Source organism: Deltaproteobacteria bacterium, from assembly GCA_026712905.1.
Taxonomy (GTDB): Bacteria; Desulfobacterota; Binatia; order UBA9968; family JAJDTQ01; genus JAJDTQ01.
In genome coordinates this window covers 1-21,875 of record JAPOPM010000244.1, presented here as the reverse complement: position 1 = coordinate 21,875, position 21,875 = coordinate 1, and the positions used below count along the sequence as shown (strand labels likewise).

Sequence of the window (21,875 nt, the reverse complement as noted above, 5' to 3'; positions counted from 1 at the left end):
GTGGACGGGTCATGCCGCCGCCGCCGCGGGTTTGGGCTGTGCGAGGGCGTACCAGACCGTGGCCACGGTGGCGACCACCAGCAAGGGGATGCTGCTCAGGTTCACCCACTGCCAACCCAGGAAGTGCACCAGGGCGCCGGACGACAACGACACCAGGGCCACGAAGGTGTAGTTGATGAAGCTCATGGCCCCCTGTGTCTTGTTGCGCTCGGCCGGGGTGTAGGACGTGGTCAGGAGCGACGTGCCGCCGGTAAAGGCGAAGTTCCAGCCGACTCCCAGGAACAGCATGGCGAACCAGAACTCGATTACCCCGGTGCCGGCGAGCCCGATCACGACACAGATGACCTGGAGCACCACGCCGACGAGAATGATGCGTACCTCGCCGAACCGCTTGATCAGGGAGCCGGTGACGAAGCCCGGCGCGAACATGCCGATGCTGTGCCACTGGATCACCAGCGCGGTGGCCGTGAAGGAATGACCGGCCTGGGTCATGGCGATGGGCGTGGCGGTCATCAACAGGTTCATGGCCCCCTGCCCCATGGTGGCCGCCAGCGTGGCCGCCACGAAGATCGGCTGCGCCATGATGGCGGCCAGCGGACGCTGCTGCGCGGAGCGCTCACTCGGGGTGAGGTTGGGGATGTCCAGGAACAGCAGCACCAGGACGGTCAGCAGCGTCAGCGCGATTAGGAACAGGTACGAACCGAAGAACTCGCCCGACGGGATCATGAACTGACCCGCCATGGCCAGCGACGTGCCCACCACGGCGGCGATCACGCCGCCGGTCAGCACCAATGAGATGGCCTTGCTCCGGAACTCCGGAGGAGCGGTATCGGCCGCGGCGAACCGGTAGTATTGACCGAACGCGGCGAAGAAGCCGTAAATGAGGGTCCCGAGGCACAGCAGCCAGAAGTCGGCGCGCACGATGCCGATGATGACGATGCCGCCCCCGAGGGCGCCGAAGCAGGCGCCGATCATGAACCCCAGGCGCCGGCCGGTGGCGCGCATGAGCATGGAGGCCGGCATGGTGGCCAGGGCCGTGCCCACGATTACCAGCGCGGCCGGCAGTGTCGCCAAGCCCTTGTTTTCCACGATACCGTAGGCGATGAGCGGGGCGGTGGCGATCAGCAGCGTCCGGGTGGCCCCGAACAGCATCTGGCAGGTGGCCAGGATGAAGACGTTGACGCGGTTACGCTGCGGAGCGGCCATACGCCCTACCCTACAGGGCTTCCCCGGTCCTGACAATGCGGAGCGCCGGCACGCTTCCGCGAACCGCCCTTGTCAATCGAAGACGGTGGCGGAATAAGGCTCCACGTCGATGAAGGCTTCGATGACGCTGGGGCCGTCGAGGTCGAGCCCCCACTGGATCGCGGCCTTGAGCTCCTCGAGGTTCTCGGCGCCTCGGCAGGGCACGCCGAAGTAATGGGGCGGTGAGTCCACCCGGGAGCCCAACTCCACGCCGGAGAGGGGGAACTCCCGGCGCTCCTGCTTGACCTTCATGAGGCCGAGCCAGCCGTCGTTGAGGACGATGATGGGGACCGCGAGGTTGCGCCGCCGCGCCAGCGCCAGCTCTCCCGCGGTCATCTGGAAGCATCCGTCGCCCACCACGCCCACCACCGCGCGCTCCGGGTGCACCATCCTGGCGGCGTAGGCGGCGGGCATGCCGAAGCCCATGGACGACCAGCCGTTGGTGGCGAGCAGCGTCTTCGGCAGGTCCGTGCGCCACTGGGTGGCGATCTGGTGCGTGTGGGCGCCCACGTCGTAGGCCAGGATGCCGTCCCGTGGAAGGGCAGCGCGCAACGCGTCGAGCACGTGATGCGCGGCGAATCCGCTGTCGTCGGGGCGGAGCTCCCGGTCCAGACGGCTGCGGTGGTCCGCCAGTTCCTCGGCGGTCCAATCGTTGGCCACGGGCGGAAGGTCCTCCAGGCGCCGCAGGGCCTGATCCAGGTTGCCGCCGCGGTTGAAGACGAAGCGGACACGCGGGTCCACCTCCGCGGGCATCGTGCTCAGGTGGAACACCGGGGTCTCCCTCACCCACTCCTCGTAGTTGATCTCGATGGGATCGTACCCGAGCGCGACGATCAGGTCGGCGCGATCGAGGAGCCGCTGCACGTCCGTGCGGCGCGCGCGGCCGATGACCCCGCCCCAGTGGGGATGGCTCTCCGGCAGGCAGCCCTTGGCGTGGAGCGTCGAGACGAAAGGCAGGCGGTGCTCCTCGATCAAGCGAAGCAACGAGTCCGCCGCATCGGACCGGGTGAAGGTCAAGCCGGTCATGACCAGCGGCCGCCGGCTCCGGACGAGCGCCGCGGACAGGGCGGCGCGGGCCTCGTCGGCCACGTCCGCCAACGCCGGCGAGACCACCGGCGCGGGTGCCTCGGCCGCGGACGACGCCGTACCCACGTCCTCGGGAAGGTCCAGATGCACGGGGCCGGGCAACTCGGCGGTGGCCAGGGCGAGCGCCTCGGCCATCCGCTCCCCGACGTCATCCGCGCGCAGGGCGAAGGTCGCCTTGGTGAGGGGCCGGAAAAGCGCGTTGTGGTCGATGCGCATCTGTATCCTGCGCTGGAGCCACGGGCTCGGTACGTTGCAGGTAATGGCCAGCGCCGGCGCGCAGTCGAGCCAGGCGCAGCCCACCCCGGTGGTAAGGTTGGTGGCGCCGGGTCCCACGGTGGCGGCGCAGGCGCCGGGGACACCGGTAAGCTGTCCCACGGTGGTGGCCATGAAGCCGGCGGAGGTCTCGTTGGCCGTCAACACGAATTCCACGGGGCTTCGTCCCAGGGCCTCGATGAGCGGCAGCACCGGACCGCTGGGAATACCGAAGACCCAGCGGACCCCGGCCCGCTCCAGCATCCGCACGATGGTTTCGACGTTGGTCATGGTTGTCTCAGGTGCCTACCCGCACGGGGTCCAGCGCATCCTGGAGGGAGCGGATCATGGAAAGCACCGTCAGCCGTCCGGTGCGCGGGTTCTCGGTGGGCACGTTCTCGATGTGCATGGTCAGCCGGCCGAATTCGCCCTCGGCCTCCACGTCGTGACAGTTCCGCTCCAGGCCCGGCACAGCCAGGATCCGGATCCGCGTGCGGTCCGGCCCCAGCCCCGCCAGACTCACCGCCGCGGACACGTTGACGTTGGCGGGAAATGCCCGGCAGGCTTCCCGGGCGGTGCCCGAAAAGATTTCCTTGGGTTCGGTCAGCCCGGCGAGCGAGATACCGTTCTCCACCAGGTAGGGCGCACCCTCCAGCCCGTGTGGTGGCTTCCGGGTGGTGATGGTCACGTGCGCCACCTCGCCGGCGCACGCCGACTTGATGCCGTCCAGGGCGGCGATGGCGCCGGACGGAAGCAAGAGGCGGCAGCCGGTGTGCCGTGCCCGTTCGATCACCTCGGGATGATCCAGCAGCGCGCCGACGCTGATGACGAGCAGGTCCTTGCCGGCATCGAACACCTGGCGCGACAATTCCGGGACCACCGCGCCGCCGGCCGCCTCCACCACGATATCGGAGCGGGCGATGAGCTCATCGAGAGTGAGAAAGGGCACGGACGCGTCCAGGGCTCCGAGGAAATCGCGGCACGCGCTCTCGGTGCGGCTGGTCACGCACACCTCGGCGGCCAGCGCCCCCGAATCCGCCGCTCTCAACAGCCCCTTGCCGATGGCGCCGCAGCCCACGATGCCGATGGTTTTCATAGAGTGATTCCCTGCTGGCGATGCTGACTGCCGTATACCAGTACCAAGGGCGCCGTTTCAACATTGCGGCCATGCCCGGGGGCTCCCCAATGATGCCACGGTCGCACGACCCGCGGCCACGGCGGCGCGCGGCACGGCTGGAGCCAATGGTTACGGCCTCCACAATTATGTTACAGGAGCATGGCGAGGATGTTACAAAGACCTCGCGAAGTGTGGTAACGTCGCCGCTGTATTCGTGGCTCGATAAACGCTGTATTCGTGGCTCGATGAGATTCGTGGCTGGAGAATACGGACGACGCCGTCCGGCCATTTGAGCGCATCTAACAACCCTGTGCCAAGCACAACGACGGGAGGACAGCCTTATGAAACGTCTCCACTTGTCACTCGTGGCCTTCGCCATCGCCGGCTTGGTGGCGGCAACGGCCAACACGGCCTTTGCCGCGGGCAAGCTGACCCTGTACTGCAGCCCGCAGATCGAGTGGTGCCAGCTCATGGTCAAGGAGTTCGAGAAGGCCACCGGCATCAAGGTCGCCATGACCCGGAAGAGCTCCGGCGAGACCTTCGCCCAGATCAAGGCGGAACGCCGGAATCCCAAGGGCGACGTCTGGTGGGGCGGCACCGGCGACCCGCACCTGCAGGCGGCCGAGGAGGGCCTGACGCAAGAGTACAAATCACCGCGATTGCCCGAACTGCAGGACTGGGCGCGGCGCCAGGCCGAGCAGTCCGGCTACAAGACGGTGGGCATTTACGCCGGCGCTCTCGGCGCCGGTTACAACAGCGAGCTCCTGGCGAAGCACAAGTTGCCGACGCCGAAGTGCTGGGCGGACCTGACCAAGCCCGCGTTCAAGGGGCACGTCCAGATGGCCAATCCCAACTCCTCCGGCACCGCCTACACCACGCTGGCCACCATCATCCAGGTGTTCGGCGAGGACAAGGGCTTCGAGTTCATGAAGGGCCTGCACAAGAACATCAACCAGTACACGAAGTCGGGCTCGGCCCCGATCAAGGCGTCGGCCCGGGGCGAGACCACCATCGGCATCGTCTTCCAGCACGACGCGGTGACCCAGGCGGTCAAGGGCTTCCCCATCAAGATCGTCTCGCCCTGCGAGGGCACCGGCTACGAGATCGGCTCGGTGAGCATCATCAAGGGCGGCCGCAATCCGGAGAGCGCCAAGAAATGGGTGGATTTCGCCCTGGATCCGAAGATCCAGACCATGGCGGCGCAGGCCAAGGCCTACCAGGTGCCGTCCAACGCCAAGGCCACTCCGCCGCCGCAGGCGCCGGACCTGAGCCAGATCAAGCTGATCGACTACGACTTCAAGAAGTACGGGTCGTCGGCGGAACGGCGGCGGCTGTTGAAGAAGTGGGACGACGAGGTCTCCACGCTGCCGCGTTGAGCGTCTGACCCACTGAGGCGATGAATCGGCCCGCCGCGCTTTGGCTTGCCGTGGGTTGGGGCGGCTATGTGCTCCTCCCCTGGTACGGCGTGGAGGACGGGTTCTGGTCCTTCGCCTGGCTGTTCGACTACCCGGCCGGGGCCGATGCGGCCCCGGCCTTTCTCCAGATTCTCCTCCACGGCCGCTGGTGGCTGGCGCCGATCGTGTTGCCGCTGGCGGCGCCTTTGGCGGCACTGTGGCGCCCGCGCACGGATCCGCTCTTCTCCACGGTCCTGCTGGCGGCTGGTAGTTTCGGCATCGTCTGTTTCCTGGGCCAGGGGTTCCTGATCGGCATCGGCGGTTGGGAGTACGCTACTCTGGAGGCGCTCTTCGGTCCTCTCGACGATCGTCAGTTCGGCATGGGCTACGGCGCCCTGCTGGTATCGGCCTCTTTCCTGTTCCTGTTCGCGCAGGGAATCGCCGCGCGCGGGGCCATCAACGGCGACGGCTTCGTCGTGGGCTCCATTGCCTTGGTGATCGCGCTGGTAGCCGCCTTCATCTTCTTCCCGGTCGTCCGCATCCTGGCCAGCGCCTTCCAGGACAACGACTACAACTTCGTACCCTACCTATTCGTCGAAAAGCTGTTCAGCCACGACATCTGGGGACTGGGTTGCCTGACCGCCAACGTCAACTGCGGCGTCGCCTGGAACTCCCTGTGGATGGCCATCGTGGTCGGGGCCAGCACGACGGTCCTTGGTCTCGCCTTCGCCCTGCTGGCGACCCGCACCGGGTTCCGGGCCAAGCGATTGCTGCGCCTGCTGAGCGTTTTGCCGATCATCACCCCGCCCTTCGTCATCGGCCTCGCCATCATCCTGCTGTTCGGAGCTTCGGGAACGGTAACCCAAGCCATCGAGACGATCACGGGAACGACGCCGGGACGCTACATCTACGGACTGCCCGGCATCTGGCTGGCTCAGACGCTGGCCTTTACGCCCATCGCCTTCCTGGTGCTGATCGGCGTGGTCGAGGGGGTCAGCCCCTCGATGGAAGAAGCTTCGCAAACCCTGCGCGCCAGCAACTGGCGCACCTTCACGACTGTCTCCTTGCCCCTGATGCGTCCGGGTCTGGCCAACGCCTTCCTCGTGGGCTTCATCGAAAGCCTCGCGGATTTCGGCAACCCCCTGGTGCTGGGCGGCAACTTCGACGTGTTGTCGACGTCCATCTTCTTCGCCATCGTCGGGGCGCAGAACGATCAGGGACGGGCCGCGGTCCTCGCCATCATCCTGCTGGCTTTCACCCTGACCGCGTTCTGGGCACAGCAGCGCTGGCTGGGACAGAAGTCCTACGCCACCGTAACGGGCAAAGGCGATGCCGGCCTGCACGTCCCGCTGCCCAAGCGGGTGGTCTGGCTGGCCTACGGCTCGGCCCTGCCATGGGCCGGCCTGACCGCGGTCATCTACTTCATGATCATGTTCGGCGGTTTCGTCGAGCTCTGGGGCCGGGATCACAGCCTCACCCTGCGCCACTACATCGACGCCTTCTCCATCACCACCGGAACCGGCGGCCTGGTCTGGTCGGGCGCGGCCTGGAACTCGTTCTGGACGACCATCTACATCTCCCTGATCTCCGCCCCTCTGACCGCGGCGGTGGGCCTGCTCACCGCCTATCTGCTGATCCGCCAGAAGTTCGCGGGCCAGCACGCTTTCGAGTTCGGCACCATGTTGAGCTTCGCGATACCGGGCACCGTCATAGGCGTCGGCTACATCCTGGCGTTCAACGTGCCGCCCATCGAGCTCACCGGCACCGGCATCATCCTGGTCATCTGCTTCATCTTCCGGAACATGCCGGTGGGCGTGCGCGCCGGGATAGCCGCCATGACACAGATCGACAAGAGTCTGGACGAGGCCTCGCTGACACTGGGCGCCAGCTCCTTCGTCACCGTCCGCAAGGTCGTCCTGCCACTGCTTCGCCCGGCTGTGATCGCCGCCCTGGTCTTCAGCTTCGTGCGCGCCATGACGGCCATCAGTGCGGTGATCTTTCTGGTCAGCGCCAACTACGACATGGCTACGTCCTACATCATCGGCCGGGTGGAGAACGGCGACTACGGACTCTCCATTGCCTACAGCTCGGTCCTGATCGTGGTCATGGTGGTAGTGATCCTGCTGATACAGATGGTGGTGGGTGAACGCCGCATCGGCCGCCGGGAGGAATCCGTAAACATCGCGTTCGGCGCGGGAGGAGCGGTGGGATGAGCATCAAGGGACAGGCCGCCGCGGTGCGATTCGACGGCGTGAGCAAGCACTATGGCCCCGTGGTCGCCGTCGACCGGATCTCCTTCGAGGTCCAGGCCGGCGCCCTGGTGACCCTGCTGGGACCCAGCGGCTGCGGCAAGACCACGACCCTCCGCCTCATCGCCGGCCTGGAGATGCCCACCGCCGGCAGCGTGTTCATAGGCGGCGAAGACGTTTCGCGCCTGCCGGCCAGCGCGCGGGACGTCTCCATGGTGTTCCAGTCCTATGCCCTGTTCCCGCACATGACCGTGTTCGAGAACGTGTCCTACGGCCTCTCGGTCAGCAGGGTGGCGAAGGCGGAGACGCGGGAACGGGCCGAAGAGGGACTGAAGCTGGTGGGCCTCTCGGGTTACGGCGAACGCCTTCCCAGCGAGCTTTCAGGCGGACAGCAACAGCGGGTCGCCGTGGCGCGCGCCCTGGTCCTCGAGCCGACGGTGCTGCTGTTCGACGAGCCGTTGTCCAACCTCGACGCGAAGCTGCGGCGACGGGTGCGCGAGGAGATCCGGGAGCTGCAGCAGAACCTCGGCCTGACCACGGTCTACGTCACCCACGACCAGGAGGAAGCGCTCGCGGTGTCGGACCGGATCATCGTCATGCGCAACGCGGAGATCGCTCAGGAAGGCGCGCCCGTCGAGCTTTACGAAGGCCCCCGCGACCTGTTCGTCGCCGACTTCATCGGCGATGCCAACGTCGTCGACGCCGAACTGATCGCCCGCGACGGCAACCACGCCACCGTGCGCGTAGGGGATCGGGTGGAATTGCGCCTGCCCCACCGGGATCTGCCGGCCGGCCCGGTCAAGCTCGCGGTTCGCCCGGAAGCGGTGATCGTGGGGACGAGCGAGGACGGAACCGGACTCACGGGCACGGTGTCGAAGAGCACCTACCTCGGCAATCATGTGGAATACACGCTGGACACCGAGATCGGCGAGATCTTCGTGGCGGATTACCAGTTCGATAGGTTGGTCCCAGCGGGATCTACTGTACGAATCGGCTTTCGCGATCGCGGCGTGACGCTGCTGGAGAAGCGGGAGGGTCAGTAGCCCGCTCGCATCAGGACGACAACGGCTAGTGTGGGGTCTGGTACAGCATCCAGTACACCGCGACGCCGGTGGCGGACACGTAGAGCCACAGGGGCAGGGTCCAGCGCGCGATGGCGCGGTGCTTGTCGAACCGCTCGCGCCAGGCGCGCACGACGGTCAGCAGGACCAGCGGCACGATGGCGGTGGCGAGAACGGTATGGGAGACGAGCACCGCGAAGTACACGGGGCGGATCCAGCCGGTGCCCTGGAAGCGGACCGATCCGACGCTGAAATGGTAGATCAGGTACGAGATCAGGAACAGGCCGGAGCTGCCCAGAGCGGCGAGCATGCAGCGGCGGTGCGCGGCGATGTTGCGCCGCCGGATGAAGTAATAGCCGGTCAGCAACAGGATGGCGCTGGCGGAGTTGAGCAGGGCGTTCAGGTGAGGGAGCGAGGTAACCGGGATCAATGGAGGTGCCGGCGGCGCCCGGGGCGCCGGTCATCGGAGCCAGTGGAAGGCGGCAGAGAATCCTCTCGTTCGCGAGGGCGCCGAGGTGCGGCGGCCGGCCTTGAGTCCGCCCCGCACCTCGGCCCGATGCCCTGCTTCAAGCGAGCTCCGGAATGAGCATGAAGATGAGGAAGACGCAGAGGATGAGCGGGATCACGGCGATCCACCAGATCACGACCTTCTCGAACTTGAGGTGCATGAAGTAGATGGCCACGAGTGACGCCTTCACCAAGGCCATGATCACGAGCGACCCCGCGATCATGAGCCAGGGTACCGGCAGGAAGATCACCCCCACCTCCACCACCGTGAGGACGAATAGCCAAGCGAACACGGCCAGATAGTTGGGCTCCGCGTGCGCTTCGTTATGGACTGCTGCTGTATCTGCCATGGATGGTCTCCCGTATCCTACAAGAGGTAGACGAAGGTAAAGATCAGAATCCACACGAGGTCGACGAAATGCCAGTAGAGGCCGGCGATCTCCACCACGGAGGAGTTGCCCGGATGGATGCGGCCGGTCAGGCCCCCTACCATGATGACCACGAGGTAGACGACGCCGCCGAACACGTGCATGCCGTGGAAGCCGGTCATGATGTAGAACGTATCGCCGAACACGGGTGAACCGTACTTGTTCTCCACGATGGTCACGCCTTGATGGATGAGATGGGTCCATTCGTAGGCCTGGCACGCCAGGAACGCGGTCCCTCCGAGGATCGTGAGCAGCATGAACTTCCGGAACTCCCGCATGTTCCCGCGCTTGATGCCGGAAAGGGCCAGCACCATCGTCACGCTGCTGCAGATCAGCAAGAACGTCATGAACGCCGTCAGGTTGATGCCCAGCACTTCCGCCGGCACCGGCCAGTTGTCCGCGGCGATGCGCATGATGCCGAAGGTCACGATGAGGGTCCCGAAGGTCATCGCGTCGCCGCAGAGGAATATCCACATGCCCAGCTTGCCCCAGCTTTCCGGGGTAAGCGGAGACTCCGCGGGGTCTCGATGTAACGTCGCTGCCTGACTCATCTAGCATTCTCCTTTTCTGACGATCTGAAGCCGGGTCCGCCGACCCTCGCGCGTCTTCTGCGCGCGCGTATAGCGATAGACGATCCAGCCGAGGCAACCGGCCAGGGTCAAATAGGGCATGGCCATGAGGAACACCACGGTCCAGTTGAAGGCTTCGGCGATGCGCTCGGTTTCCATGGTCAGACCATCAGTACAGGTACACAAGGCCGTAGAGCACGGGCCACAGGGCCACCACGAACAGCCAGTACATCTTGCACGTTTCCACGCCGACGGCGTGCCCGGCGGCGAAGCGTCCGCGCCGGGCCAGCATCCACACCACCCCCACCCATACCAGCGCTCCCAGGACATGCAGTCCGTGGAGGCCGATGAGGGCGTAGAACGTGGAGCCGTAGAGGCCGCTGCGCATGGTCAATCCGAATCCGATCAGCCGCACCCATTCGTAACCCTGGATGGTCAGGAACACGGCCCCGAGCACCGCCGTCACGAGCAGCCAGCCGGACAAGCGGACCTGTTCGCGGGCACTCGCGGCCAGCCAGGCCCGGTGCATGGCCACGCCGCTGGAGAGCAACACCAACGTGTTGAACCCCGTGATCCAGACCGGCAGCCGCGGCTGTCCCACCGGCGGCCACACCTCGCTGCTCAAGCGCAGGACCAGGAACGCGCCGATAAGCCCGGCGAAGAACATCACCTCGGCGCCGATGAACATCATCAGACCGAGGCGCGCGTTGCTGATTACCGGCTCCGGCCGGGACGGCGGCGGAGGCCCCTCGCCAAAGGCCGGCACCGGAGCCGTGACGTCCGCCACGTCCTCTCTCGCCACCCTCGCTGCCGCTTCGCTTGTCATCGGCGTTTTCCGTCAGTAAGTCGAACCGCAAACCCGCTTCTTCATGGGCACACGCATGCACATTATCGTCCTAATAGACCACCAGGAAGACGACGGTCGCCAGGATGTAACCCACCACGACGGCGGCGATCACGAAACCGAAGCGCCTGGTACGACTGCGACTGCCGGGGGTCGAATCCATATCAGACCGGTATCCTGTCCAGGGCCATGGCGACGAAGAGCAGCGGCAAATAGAACAGGGATGCGAAGAGCAAATGCCGCGCGCTCGTCACCGACCGCAACGTCGCGAGCCGGATGGCGTAGACGAGGAATCCCGCCCCCAACGCCATGGCCGCGAAGTAGTAAATCCCGCCCGCGAATCCCGTCAGCGTGGGCATCAGGCTCACCACCAGCAACGCCAGACAGTGGCTGATCGCCTGCCGGCCCGTGCTTCTTCCTTCCACGTCCACCACAGGAAGGAACCGGATGCCGGCGCGCAGGAAATCTTCCCGGTAGAGCCGCGCGATGGCGAGGTTGTGGGGGATCTGCCAAAGGTAGAGCACACCGAACAGGATCGCCGCCTCCAGGCCGAGAGTGCCCTGGGCCGCGGTCCAGCCTACCACCGGTGGCAACGCTCCGGGAACCGCGCCGATAAGGCTGCACACCGACGATTTCTGCTTGAAGGGAGTGTACAGGAACAGGTAGGTGACCGAGATGATGGCGGTCAGAAGCGCGCTGAGAACGTTTACGGCCACCATCAGCAGCAACAGCCCCGCGGCCACCAGGACGCTTCCGAACAGAACACACTCCGCGGGCTGTACGCGGCCCTCGGGGATCGGCCGGTGCCGGGTGCGTTCCATGGCGGCGTCGATGTCGCCTTCCAGCGACTGGTTGAGCGCCAGCGTGCCGCCGGCGGCCAGCGCCGTGCCGAGCACCGTGTGCAGCAACGCCAGATAGTCCGGCAACACCTCCGAGCCCATGTAGAAGCCCACCAGCGTGGTCATCAGCACCATCAGCACGAGCCGCGGCTTGGTGAGCTCCAGGTAGTCGAGCAGCCGGCGGGCGTAGGACGGCCCGACCACGTATGTTTCCGTTCGCAAAGTCACGCGGGCACCCTCTCGGAGACCACCCCGTCCATGGCGGGAAGCCCCGCCCCAAGCCGGCGAAACGCCCACAGGGTCATCACCACGCTCACCGCCAGCATCAGCGCGCCGGTCACCACGTGACCGGTGGTCACGGCGACGGTCATCCCGGGTTGCCACGCCGCGCCGATGGCCAGGAAACGCGCGGCGTACGAGGCGGTGCCCAGGCCAAGCTGGAGGAGGAGAAGCCCTCCCAGGAACAATGCGAGGGAGCGGAACACCGGCGCCTCTTCACCGACCTGGAGCGCCTTGAGCACCAGCACGCCGACCAGGAGGGTCACCAACAGCGCCATGAGCACGTGCACGACCACGCCGGTGCCGGTGTGGCGAATGACCGCTCCCAGCAGGCTCTGAACGTATATCGACAGCGTGGCCACAAGGCAGAACCACTGGAACAGCGTCCATCCGGCCGCCGGCACCGCGCGCGTCACTCCTTCGGCGTCGGCGGACGATCCTGCCGGCGCTCCTTTTGGCGAGGAGGGCAACACCGTGCCCGGCCGTGCCTCGCGCCACGCGCGCGACGTGAACAGCGCCATGGAAACCATCAGGGCGAAGAACGCCTGGGCGAGCCCGGCGTGGATGATGGCGAAATCCTGCTCCAGCCACACCACGCGGAGGCCACCGATGATCCCCTGTACGATGACGAGCACGAGCGCCGCGATTCCCAACCGGCGCAGCCACGCCCGCGGCTCCTTGAGCCAGAGGCACACCGCCATCACCAGGGTCAGGAAACCGACGCCGGACGCCACCAAGCGGTGGCTGTGTTCGTAGAACACCCCATCCACCATCCGTGCCCAAGGGAACAGGAACATGTTGTGACCGAAGGTCGTCGGCCAGTCGGGAACCGCGAGCCCCGCGCCCTTGCTCGTGACAAGGGCGCCGACGAACAGCAGAAACAGGGTGGTCCCGGCGGTGGTCAGCGCCAACCGATGGAGCCAGGCGTTGGCCATCCCGCTACCTCTCCCAAGCCTCAATGACCCGTTGCGGCGGCGGCGCCCAACGGCCGTGTCTGCGGCAGCCAGTCTTCCTCGACCTCGGGAGAACTGTACTCATACGGGCCGCGGTAAACCTGCGGCGTGGTCGCGAAGTTTCCATGGGGCGGCGGCGAGGGAGCCATCCACTCCAGCGTGTTGGCCTCCCAGGGGTTCTCGGACGCCTTCTCGCCGGCAAAAAGACTCCAGAGGAAGTTCACCACGAACGGGATCTGGGAGACGGCGAGGCAGAACGCGCTGATGGTGATGAACACGTTCATGTCGCCGAACTGCTCCAGGTACTCGTACTGCATGGGGTTGTAGATCCGGCGCATGTGCCCGCCCACGCCCAGAAAGTGCATGGGGAAGAACGTCAGGTTGAAGAACACGTAGGTGCCGATGAAGTGGACGACGCCCCAGGTATGGTTCGTCATGCGCCCGAACATCTTCGGGAACCAGAAGTAGATGGCGGCGAACATGGCGAAAATGATGCCGGCCACCACGTAGTGGAAGTGCGCCACGATGAAATACGTGTCGTGGATGAATATATCCACGGGCGTGGACGCCATGAAGATGCCGCTCAGGCCGCCGATGACGAAGTTGGAGACGAAGCCGATGGCGAAGAGCAACGGTACCGTGAAGCGGATGGAGCCGCCCCACAGGGTCCCCAGCCAGTTGAAGGTCTTGATGGCGGACGGCACCGCGATCACCATGGTGGTGAGCATGAACGCCGTTCCCAGGAGCGGGTTCATGCCGCTGATGAACATGTGATGGCCCCACACGACCCACGAGAGGAAGGCCAGGGCGATCATGGAGTAGGCCATGGCCCGGTAGCCGAAGATCGGCTTGCGCGAGAACACCGACAGGATGTCGGAGGTCACGCCCATGGCCGGAAGCACCAGGATGTACACCTCGGGATGCCCGAAGAACCAGAACAGATGCTGCCACAGGAGCGGCATGCCGCCCGCGGGCAGGAAGAAGTTGGTGGCGAACACGCGGTCGAAGAAGAGCATGCCCAAGGCTGCCGTGAGCACCGGCAGGGCCAGGAGCAGCAGGATCGCGGTGATGAACAGGGACCAGAGGGACAGCGGCATGCGGAAGTAGGTCATGCCCGGCGCCCTCATGTTGATGATGGTGGTGATGTAGTTGATGGAGCCCATCAGCGAGGAGAAGGCCAGCACGAACAGGCTCAGCACCCACAGGTTGATGCCCCAGTTAACCCCGGTGTAGACCGCGGCGCCGGTGAGCGGCGTATAGGAGGTCCAGCCGCCGGACGCGGCACCCCCGACCACGAAGAAGCTCGCCAGCATGATCACGCCGGACACGGCGCCGACCCAGAAGGAGAGCAGGTTGAGCAGCGGGAACGCCATGTCCTTGGCGCCGATCATGATGGGAATGAGGAAATTGCCGAATCCCCCCACCATGATGGGCATCACCACGAAGAAGATCATGATGGTGGCGTGCATGGTGAACAGCATGTTGTAGGTGCTGGGCGGGATGATCCCCTCGTACATGGTTGGCTCGGGTACCCACGCCAGGCCGGGCACTTCGGTCTCGGGCCATGCAAGCTGCCAGCGGATCAACATGGCGAGGAGCCCGCCGATGATCAGCATGAACAGTCCCAGAAAGAGGAACTGCCGCCCGATCATCTTGTGATCGGTCGAGAAGACGTAGTGGGACCAGAAGCCCGCCGGCTCGTGGGCTCCGTGATCGGCGTGTGCCGATGCCGCTGCTTCGCTCATCCTTGTTGTTCCTCCTCCGCCGTCAAGGACGCGCTCCCTGCGGGAGCCTGCGCCCGCGGGTGGGCGGGATCAGCCTTGGTTCTCGTTTTCCTTGAGGAATTTGTCGAAGTCTTCCGGCGTGTGAACGATCACCCATCCGAGCATGCCCGAGTGCCCGAACCCGCACAGCTCCGCGCACGGGAGCTCGTACTTGCCGGGCTTGGTCACCTCGAACCATACGAGGATGTTCCGTCCCGGGACGGCGTCCTGCTTGACCCGGAAGCTGGGCACGAAGAAGCTGTGGATGACGTCCGACGCCTGGAGCTGGACATGGACGACCTTGTCCACGGGGACGTGCACCTCGTTCTCGATCTTGATGTCGTCCTTGGTATCCAGCTTGCCGTCGGGGCCAGGATGGAAGACATCCCAGTTGAATTGCTTGCCGACGACCCTCACTTCATACTCGGCGGGCGGTGCGTAGATCTTGATCTCTCCCCAAGTGGAGATGCTCATGAAGGAGAGCATGACGAGGATCACCGCGGGAATCACCGTCCAGGTGAGTTCCAGGGCGGTGTTGCCGTGGGTGTAAACGGCTTTCCGGCCTTCCCTCTGCCGGTAAATGATGAGGAAGGCCACCATCAACACCGTCACGAGGATCAGCGCCGCGGCCGTGATGTAGTAGATGAGATAGAACAGGTAGTCGATCTGACCCCCGTAGGTGGACACGTTCTCTGGCAACCAACTCATCATGGCAAGTTCGAGCCCCTCCTCCTGGAATGGCTTTTTGCCTAACACAAGAACCACCGCGTATCAAGACGGTACGCGGTGGGCCGGCCACCGGAGCCGTTCGCGCACCGGAAAAGGTAGCGGCAACCGGCCCGGTCCGATATAACCCTCCGGGAATCCAGAGGTTCACTCACGTCGGAAGGGAGTACCCTTGCAGGTTCTCGTGCCCTGGCTCCACATGATGTCCTTCAGCGTTTGGCTCGGCGTCAACGTGCTCTTCCTGGGCATATTATTGCCCGCCAGCCGCTCGCTCCCGGCGGCGGAACGGGCGCGTACGCTGAGGCGGGCCGGGCGCGCCTTGAACGCCGTCGTCGCGGTGGCCGCGCCGGTGACCGTGGTGTCGGGCATCGGCGGCGTCTGGCTGACGGGATATGCCGCGCCGACCTCGGGCGCCTTCCTTGCATTCGCGACGAAGACGCTGCTCACGGCCGTAATGATCGTGAACCACGGCCTTCAGGCCTTCCGGTACCGGCCGCCCGCGGAAGGTCCACTGGACGGACGGGATCCCTGGACGCGCCTCCTGGTGGCCAACGTGGTCCTGGGCGTCCTCGTTCTTCTTCTCAGCTTGCTGTAGGGCCCGGGTGGACGCGGGGAATGGTCCAACTCGAAGCGGAAAGGCCGGCAACATGAAACAACGGATCGAGCACGCGTGGATCGTGACCATGAACGACCGGGACGAGGTCATCGAGGACGGGGCCGTGGTCGTCAACGGCAACCGCCTGGAGTACGTGGGCCCGGCCGAGGACTGTCCCCGCGAGGACGGCGACCGGGTCATCGACGGAAGCCGCTTCATCGCCATTCCCGGCTTGGTGAACTCCCACGGCCACTCTCCGGCCAACATCTTCCGCGGTCTCATGCCCGCGCGCCCGCTGGAGATCTGGCGTGCCTACTGGCGCGCGGCGCTGCGCGCCTGCGACGACGAGGTGTTCTACATCAGCGCGTTGCTGGGCGGCATGGAGATGCTCAAGACCGGCTGCACCACCATGCTGGACCACTACTTCGGCAACCAGAACAGCCGCTACACCGGTGCGGGCGCGGCGATCCGCGCCATGCGCGACCTGGGGCTGCGCCACGTGGTGCCCCTGACCGTCACCGACCGGGCTTACGAGTCCACCGTCCCCATCGATTCCCCCAACGAAGACACCACCAGCGGCGAAGTGAGCCGCATGACCAGCGCCGAGACCAAGGACACTCAGGCTTGGCTGGACGAGATCGAGGCGTTCATCGACGAACTTCACGACCCGGAACGGCTGACCACCTGCTGCCCGGGGCCGTCCGCGGTCCAGCGCTGCACCGACGAGTTGCTTCAGGGCGTCGCCGCCATCTCGGAGAAACGCGGCCTGCCGCTGCACATTCATCTCGCCGAGACCAAGTCCCAGTCACTCATGGGACCCAGACTCTACGGCACCACCCTGTTGAAGCATCTGGACGACCTTGGGATCGTCAGGCCCAACCTGTCCACCGCCCACTCGTTGTGGATCGAACCGGAGGACGTGGAGATCATCGTGGATCGGGGCGCGACGCCGGTGCACAACCCCGCCAGCAACCTGCGGCTGGGAAGCGGGATGGCGCCGGTCCCCCACTTTCTGGCCGCGGGCGGCCGCGTGGCTCTGGGCGCCGACGGTGCCTGCTCCAACGACAACCAGAACATGTTCGACGCCATGCGCTTGGCCGCGCTGATCCACAACACCCGCGACCACGACTTCAACCACTGGATCACCGCCCGCCAGGCCCTGTCCATGACCACTCGCTGGGGCGCCCGCGCCTTCGGCCTCGACTGCGGCGTCCTGGAACCCGGGCGCCTCGCCGACATCGTGCTCCTGAAACGCGACACGCCCGCGTTCACGCCGCTGAACGACGTGATCACGCAGCTCGTGTTCTGCGAGAACGGCAGCTCCGTGGACACGGTGCTGGTAAACGGAGAGGTGGTCGTGGAAGGCGGTCGCCTCACGAAAATGGACGAATCGACGGTCCTGGCCGAGGTCAACCGCCTCTATGACCCACTGCGACCGGCCATCCGCAAGGAAATGCAGGACGCCGCCGTCATGGAACCGGCCCTGGCCGAGATGTACTTCAGGGTATTCGGGTGATCACTCGTCCTCGTACTGCTCCTTGAGCTTCGCCACCACCGTCGGGTCCGCCAGGGTGGTGGTGTCCCCCAGCGCCTTGCCGTCGGCGATGTCGCGCAGCAACCGGCGCATGATCTTGCCGCTCCGGGTCTTGGGCAGCTCGGCGGCGTAGTAGAGCTCGTCCGGCCGGGCGATGGCGCCGATCTTCTTGGCGACGTGGGCGCGCAGCTCATCGACCAGTTCCGGCGTGTTGTCGACGCCGGCGATGAGCGACACGAAGGCGCAGATGCCCTGCCCCTTCACCTCGTGCTGCTTGCCGATGACCGCCGCCTCCGCCACCGCCTGGTGGTCCACCAGGGCGCTCTCCACCTCCATGGTGCTGAGCCGATGCCCGGACACGTTCATGACGTCGTCCACCCGGCCCAGGAGCCAGAAGTAGCCGTCCTTGTCGCGCTTGGCGCCGTCGCCGGCGAAGTACATGCCCGGGAAGCGGCTCCAGTAGGTTTCCACGTACCGGTCCGGATCATTGAACACGGTGCGCAACATGGCCGGCCAGGGCCGCTTCAGCACCAGGTAGCCGCCGCCCCCCAGGGGCACCGAGTTGCCCTGCTCGTCCACGACGTCCGCCTCGACGCCCGGGAACGGCTTGGTGGCGGACGCGGGCTTGAGCGTGGTGACGCCCGGGAACGGAGTGATCAGCGGGTGTCCCGTCTCCGTCTGCCACCAAGTGTCCATGATCGGGCATTTCTCGTGGCCGATGTGCTCGTGGTACCACATCCAGGCCTCGGGGTTGATGGGCTCTCCCACCGAACCCAGCAGTCTCAGGCTGCTCAGATCGTGGGCGGCCGGAAACTCGGTTCCCCAGCGCATGAACGTGCGAATGGCCGTGGGCGCCGTGTGGAAGATGGTCACGCCGTACTTCTCCACCATGCGCCACAAGCGGTCCTTGTCCGGCCAGTCCGGCGAACCCTCGTACATCACCTGGGTCACGCCATTGGCCATGGGCCCGTACACGATGTGCGTATGGCCGGTGACCCAGCCGATGTCCGCGGCACACCAGAAGACGTCGTCCTCCTTCATGTCGAAGACCCACTTGTTGGCGAGGTAGACGCCCAACAGGTAGCCGGCGGTGGTGTGGACGATGCCCTTGGGCTTGCCGGTGGTGCCGCTGGTGTAGAGGCTGAAGAGCATGTCTTCGCTGTCCATCTGCTCCGGCTCGCACCACAGCGGCGCATCGGCCATCAGCTCGTGCCACCAATGGTCCCTGCCCTCCTTCATGGTAGCGCCGGACTCGCCGCCCACGCGCTCCACCACCACCACGTTCTCGATGGAGGGTGAGCTTTCGACGGCCTCGTCCGCGTTCTTCTTCAAGGGGATGATCGTGCCCCGCCGGTAGCCGCCGTCGCCGGTGACCAGCACCTTGGCCGAGGCGTCGTTGATGCGGTCGCTGAGGGACTCGGCGCTGAAGCCGCCGAACACGACGCTATGCACCGCGCCGATGCGGTTGCACGCGTGCATGGCGATCAGGAGCTCCGGCACCATGCCGAGGTAGAGGGCCACCCGATCGCCCTTCCGCACCCCGAGCTGCTTGAGCACGTTGGCGAACTTGTTCACCTCGCGCCAGACGTCGCGGTAGGTCAGCACCCGCTCGTCTCCCGGTTCTCCCTCCCAGATGATGGCGGCCTTGTTCTTGCGCGCCGTCTTCACGTGCCGGTCGAGGCAGTTGTAGGAGACGTTGAGCTTGCCGCCGATGAACCACTTGGCCCACGGGCAGTCCCACTCCAGCACCTTGTCCCAGGTCTTGAACCAGTCAAGCTGCCGCGCCTGCTCGGCCCAGAATGCCTCGGGGTCCTTGTCGGCCTTTTCCCACACCCCGGGGTCGTTCAGGTTTCCGGACTGCCTGAACTCGTCCGGCGGCGGAAAGGTCCTTCCCTCTTCCAACAGGACTTCGATCGCGTCGTCTGCCATGATCCCTCCTTGACGGACACCGCCGCCGTCGACAAGTTTCCGTTCCGGCCGCCGCGGCGCAGCGAATCGCGCAATGGATGGTTAACGTTGATGGTGAACGGATTCTAAAAGACGCCTATCGGGTTGGCAACCGGAGAGAGCCCGCCACACGACCGCTAACTCCCGTGCAGCAAGACCACCGCCAGCGCGGCCATGGCTCGGCCCTCCCCGATGGAGCCGAGTCCTTCCATGGTGCCGGCCTTGACGTTGACCGTCTCCTCGGACACCCCCAAGAGGCGAGCCAGGCTGGTCCTCATGTCGGCGAAGTGTGGTGACAGCCGAGGGCGCTGGGCGATGACGGTGACGTCGGCGTTGACGATGGCGAAGCCGGCCTCGTGCATGATCTCAAGGACGCGGGCAAGGAGGCCGGCGCTGGAAGCGCCCTCGAAATCCGAATCCGTGTCCGGAAAATGAGTTCCGATGTCGCCCTTGCCCATGGCTCCGAGGAGTGCGTTCATCAAGGCATGCAACAGCACGTCGGCGTCGGAGTGGCCCGACAGGCCGGCCTCGTACGGAATCCGGATGCCGCCCAGCATCAGTGTCCGGCCGGGCACGAGGCGGTGGATGTCGAAGCCCTGGCCCACCCTGTAACCCGGGCTCAGAACCCCATCTCCCTTTGCAGCCGCCGCCCCCGCTGATCCAGCAGGATGGTCGGCGCATGGCTGCCCTTGCGCAGCACCGTCTGGTCCTCGCGCGCCACCACGAGGCCCTGAGCGAGCGACAGGGAGCGCAGCACCCCGGAGCTCTGGGTCCCCGTGCTCGACGCGAGGAAACGGCCGTTCTCCTCGTCGAGGCGGCAGCGCACGAACTCCTTGAGCCCGCGCGCGGTCTTGATGTCGTGGGCGATCTTCGCGCGCACTACCGGCATGAACAGGTTCTCATGGCCCATCATCCTGAGCAGCGACGGGCGCACGTAGAGGATGAACGATACCAGCGAGGAAACCGGGTTGCCGGGAAGACCGAACACCGGCTTGGAGCCCTTCGAGCCGAAGGCCATGGGATGTCCGGGGCGCTGGGCGACTCTCCAGAAGCGCATGCGCACGCCGGCGTCCGCCAAGGCGTCCTTCACGTAGTCGTAGTCGCCCACGGACACGCCGCCGGAGGTGATCAGCGCGTCGCACGCCAACGCGGCCCGGAAGGCTTGAGTGAGGCTTTCGCGGTCATCCCGCACGATGCCGAAGGACTTCGGGACGGCGCCGACCTCGGCCACCGCGGACGACAGCGTGTAACCGTTGCTGTTGACCACCTTTCCGGGCGCCGGCCGGTCCCCGACGTCGATGAGCTCATCCCCCGTCGCGATGATCGCCACCACCGGGCGCCGGCGCACGCGCACATTCGGTCTGCCTATGGAGGCGAGGAGCCCGACGTCGGGAACGCCGAGGATCCTGCCGTGTTCCAGGACCCGATCGCCGCTGCGGATGTCCTCGCCCGCCGGCCGGATATGGCTGCCCTGACCGTCGGTGCGAGACACGATGACGCCTTCGCCGGCGGTCTCGGTATACTCGACGCGAACGATGGCATCGGCGCCTGCCGGCACCGGCGCACCCGTCATGATCCTGATCGCGGTTCCGGGAAGGACCCGCTTGCGGGAGACCCTTCCAGCGCCCACGGCGTCGCGCACCCCGAGGGATACCGGAGCGGACGGCGAGGCCCCGGCGACATCGCTCCAGCGGACCGCGAATCCGTCCATGGCGGAATTGGCGAAGGAAGGGACGTCCCGTCCCGAGCGCACATCCTCGCACAGGACCCGCCCCAGCCCCTCGTCCAGCCGGACCCGCTCGCACGACAACGGCGACACCGTGTCCAGAATCAGTTCGACGGCTTCATTCACCGTGGTCATAGGCGTCATCATCACCCGAACGCGAACGACAATCAAGCAGGTGCGAGAGTGGGCACAAAAAAGGCCCGATCTCGAAAGATCGGGCCTTTTGAAAAATCCCGGCGGCTTCCTACTCTCCCATGAGGGAACCCCATAGTACCATCGGCGCTGGAGGGCTTAACGACCGTGTTCGGGATGGGAACGGGTGTGACACCTCCGCCATCGCCACCGAGAAAATCTGGAAGACCGAACCCCTGCCGGGCGCGGTCTGTCTCCGTTCACTTGAGAATCGCGTGACGAGCCCATGCTCGCAAAGTCACGCTCACCAACCGCATGAACAACTGAAGAAGGTAAAACTGCGGACTAGCAATGGTGAATATGGTCAAGCCTCACGGCCAATTAGTACCGGTAAGCTTCAACCATTACTGGCCTTCCACATCCGGCCTATCAACCTCCTAGTCTAGAAGGGGCCTTCAGGGGTCTTACGACCCGGGATACTTAATCTCAGGGTGGGCTTCCCGCTTATATGCTTTCAGCGGTTATCCCTTCCGCACGTAGCTACCCGGCGATGCGGCTGGCGCCACAACCGGAACACTAGAGGTGCGTCCATCCCGGTCCTCTCGTACTAGGGATAGCTCCCTTCAGGT

20 protein-coding genes and 2 rRNA genes are annotated in these 21,875 nt (G+C 65.5%); 5 read left to right on the top strand and 17 right to left on the bottom strand.

Going from position 1 to position 21,875, the window contains the following annotated elements; genetic code table 11:
- Positions 1-9: 9 nt before the first annotated feature.
- The 3 genes from OXF11_20820 to OXF11_20810 all read right to left on the bottom strand — a co-directional run bounded on the left by OXF11_20820 (position 10) and on the right by OXF11_20810 (position 3,715).
- On the bottom strand, positions 10-1,206 hold the full coding sequence (locus OXF11_20820) for an MFS transporter (GenBank protein ID MCY4489531.1): 1,197 nt from the start codon (positions 1,204-1,206) through the stop codon (positions 10-12).
- A 72-nt stretch (positions 1,207-1,278) separates the two neighbouring features.
- Positions 1,279-2,874, bottom strand: coding sequence for a thiamine pyrophosphate-binding protein (locus OXF11_20815; protein ID MCY4489530.1), 1,596 nt, complete (start codon positions 2,872-2,874; stop codon positions 1,279-1,281).
- Between the two features lie 7 nt (positions 2,875-2,881).
- A complete protein-coding gene (locus OXF11_20810) occupies positions 2,882-3,715 on the bottom strand; it encodes an aspartate dehydrogenase (GenBank protein MCY4489529.1) in 834 nt (277 codons plus the stop codon).
- A gap of 326 nt (positions 3,716-4,041) precedes the next feature.
- Between OXF11_20810 and OXF11_20805 the strand changes: the two genes are divergently transcribed.
- The 3 genes from OXF11_20805 to OXF11_20795 are packed head-to-tail and all read left to right on the top strand — an operon-like array spanning position 4,042 to position 8,386.
- On the top strand, positions 4,042-5,076 hold the full coding sequence (locus OXF11_20805; protein MCY4489528.1) for an ABC transporter substrate-binding protein: 1,035 nt from the start codon (positions 4,042-4,044) through the stop codon (positions 5,074-5,076).
- A 20-nt stretch (positions 5,077-5,096) separates the two neighbouring features.
- Complete coding sequence (locus tag OXF11_20800; protein ID MCY4489527.1) at positions 5,097-7,307, top strand: iron ABC transporter permease; 2,211 nt, start codon at positions 5,097-5,099, stop codon at positions 7,305-7,307.
- Entirely contained in the window at positions 7,304-8,386 is a 1,083-nt protein-coding gene (locus tag OXF11_20795; protein ID MCY4489526.1) for an ABC transporter ATP-binding protein, read from the top strand. Before OXF11_20800 ends, OXF11_20795 begins: the two co-directional genes overlap by 4 nt.
- A 25-nt stretch (positions 8,387-8,411) precedes the next feature.
- Here the strand turns inward: OXF11_20795 and OXF11_20790 are convergent, their stop codons facing one another.
- The 9 genes from OXF11_20790 to coxB form a co-directional block, all read right to left on the bottom strand.
- The gene (locus OXF11_20790; protein MCY4489525.1) at positions 8,412-8,834 is read right to left on the bottom strand and encodes a DUF420 domain-containing protein; all 423 of its coding nucleotides are present in this window, start codon (positions 8,832-8,834) and stop codon (positions 8,412-8,414) included.
- A gap of 136 nt (positions 8,835-8,970) precedes the next feature.
- A complete protein-coding gene (locus OXF11_20785) occupies positions 8,971-9,261 on the bottom strand; it encodes a cytochrome C oxidase subunit IV family protein (protein ID MCY4489524.1) in 291 nt (96 codons plus the stop codon).
- Positions 9,262-9,278: 17 nt separating this feature from the next.
- Positions 9,279-9,890, bottom strand: a complete 612-nt coding sequence (locus OXF11_20780) for a cytochrome c oxidase subunit 3 (protein MCY4489523.1) — start codon at positions 9,888-9,890, stop codon at positions 9,279-9,281.
- A complete protein-coding gene (locus tag OXF11_20775) occupies positions 9,891-10,067 on the bottom strand; it encodes a hypothetical protein (GenBank protein MCY4489522.1) in 177 nt (58 codons plus the stop codon).
- 10 nt (positions 10,068-10,077) lie between these two features.
- A complete protein-coding gene (locus OXF11_20770; GenBank protein ID MCY4489521.1) occupies positions 10,078-10,734 on the bottom strand; it encodes a cytochrome c oxidase subunit 3 in 657 nt (218 codons plus the stop codon).
- Positions 10,735-10,916: 182 nt separating this feature from the next.
- Entirely contained in the window at positions 10,917-11,795 is an 879-nt protein-coding gene (gene cyoE / locus OXF11_20765) for a heme o synthase (protein MCY4489520.1), read from the bottom strand.
- Positions 11,796-11,815: 20 nt separating this feature from the next.
- On the bottom strand, positions 11,816-12,805 hold the full coding sequence (locus tag OXF11_20760) for a COX15/CtaA family protein (GenBank protein MCY4489519.1): 990 nt from the start codon (positions 12,803-12,805) through the stop codon (positions 11,816-11,818).
- A gap of 20 nt (positions 12,806-12,825) precedes the next feature.
- Positions 12,826-14,568 carry a cbb3-type cytochrome c oxidase subunit I gene (locus tag OXF11_20755; protein MCY4489518.1) on the bottom strand — a complete coding sequence of 581 codons (1,743 nt, stop codon included), beginning with the start codon at positions 14,566-14,568 and terminating at the stop codon, positions 12,826-12,828.
- A gap of 69 nt (positions 14,569-14,637) precedes the next feature.
- Positions 14,638-15,297 carry a cytochrome c oxidase subunit II gene (coxB, locus tag OXF11_20750; GenBank protein MCY4489517.1) on the bottom strand — a complete coding sequence of 220 codons (660 nt, stop codon included), beginning with the start codon at positions 15,295-15,297 and terminating at the stop codon, positions 14,638-14,640.
- Positions 15,298-15,484: 187 nt separating this feature from the next.
- On the opposite strand from coxB, the gene OXF11_20745 reads away from it, so the two are divergent.
- Positions 15,485-15,907, top strand: a complete 423-nt coding sequence (locus tag OXF11_20745; GenBank protein ID MCY4489516.1) for a hypothetical protein — start codon at positions 15,485-15,487, stop codon at positions 15,905-15,907.
- Between the two features lie 52 nt (positions 15,908-15,959).
- On the top strand, positions 15,960-17,423 hold the full coding sequence (locus OXF11_20740) for an amidohydrolase (protein MCY4489515.1): 1,464 nt from the start codon (positions 15,960-15,962) through the stop codon (positions 17,421-17,423).
- Here OXF11_20740 and acs read toward each other — a convergent pair whose 3' ends face one another.
- From acs to OXF11_20715, 5 genes are all read right to left on the bottom strand, one after another.
- Positions 17,424-19,370: an acetate--CoA ligase gene (gene acs / locus OXF11_20735; GenBank protein ID MCY4489514.1), complete on the bottom strand. Its 1,947-nt coding sequence runs from the start codon at positions 19,368-19,370 to the stop codon at positions 17,424-17,426.
- A 155-nt stretch (positions 19,371-19,525) separates the two neighbouring features.
- Positions 19,526-20,011: a 2-C-methyl-D-erythritol 2,4-cyclodiphosphate synthase gene (gene ispF / locus OXF11_20730; protein ID MCY4489513.1), complete on the bottom strand. Its 486-nt coding sequence runs from the start codon at positions 20,009-20,011 to the stop codon at positions 19,526-19,528.
- Positions 20,008-21,249, bottom strand: coding sequence for a molybdopterin molybdotransferase MoeA (locus OXF11_20725; GenBank protein MCY4489512.1), 1,242 nt, complete (start codon positions 21,247-21,249; stop codon positions 20,008-20,010). The genes ispF and OXF11_20725 overlap by 4 nt, the downstream gene beginning before the upstream one ends.
- 96 nt (positions 21,250-21,345) lie before the next feature.
- Positions 21,346-21,461 (bottom strand): 5S ribosomal RNA (gene rrf / locus OXF11_20720).
- A 145-nt stretch (positions 21,462-21,606) separates the two neighbouring features.
- Positions 21,607-21,875 (bottom strand): 23S ribosomal RNA (locus OXF11_20715); the annotation flags it as partial.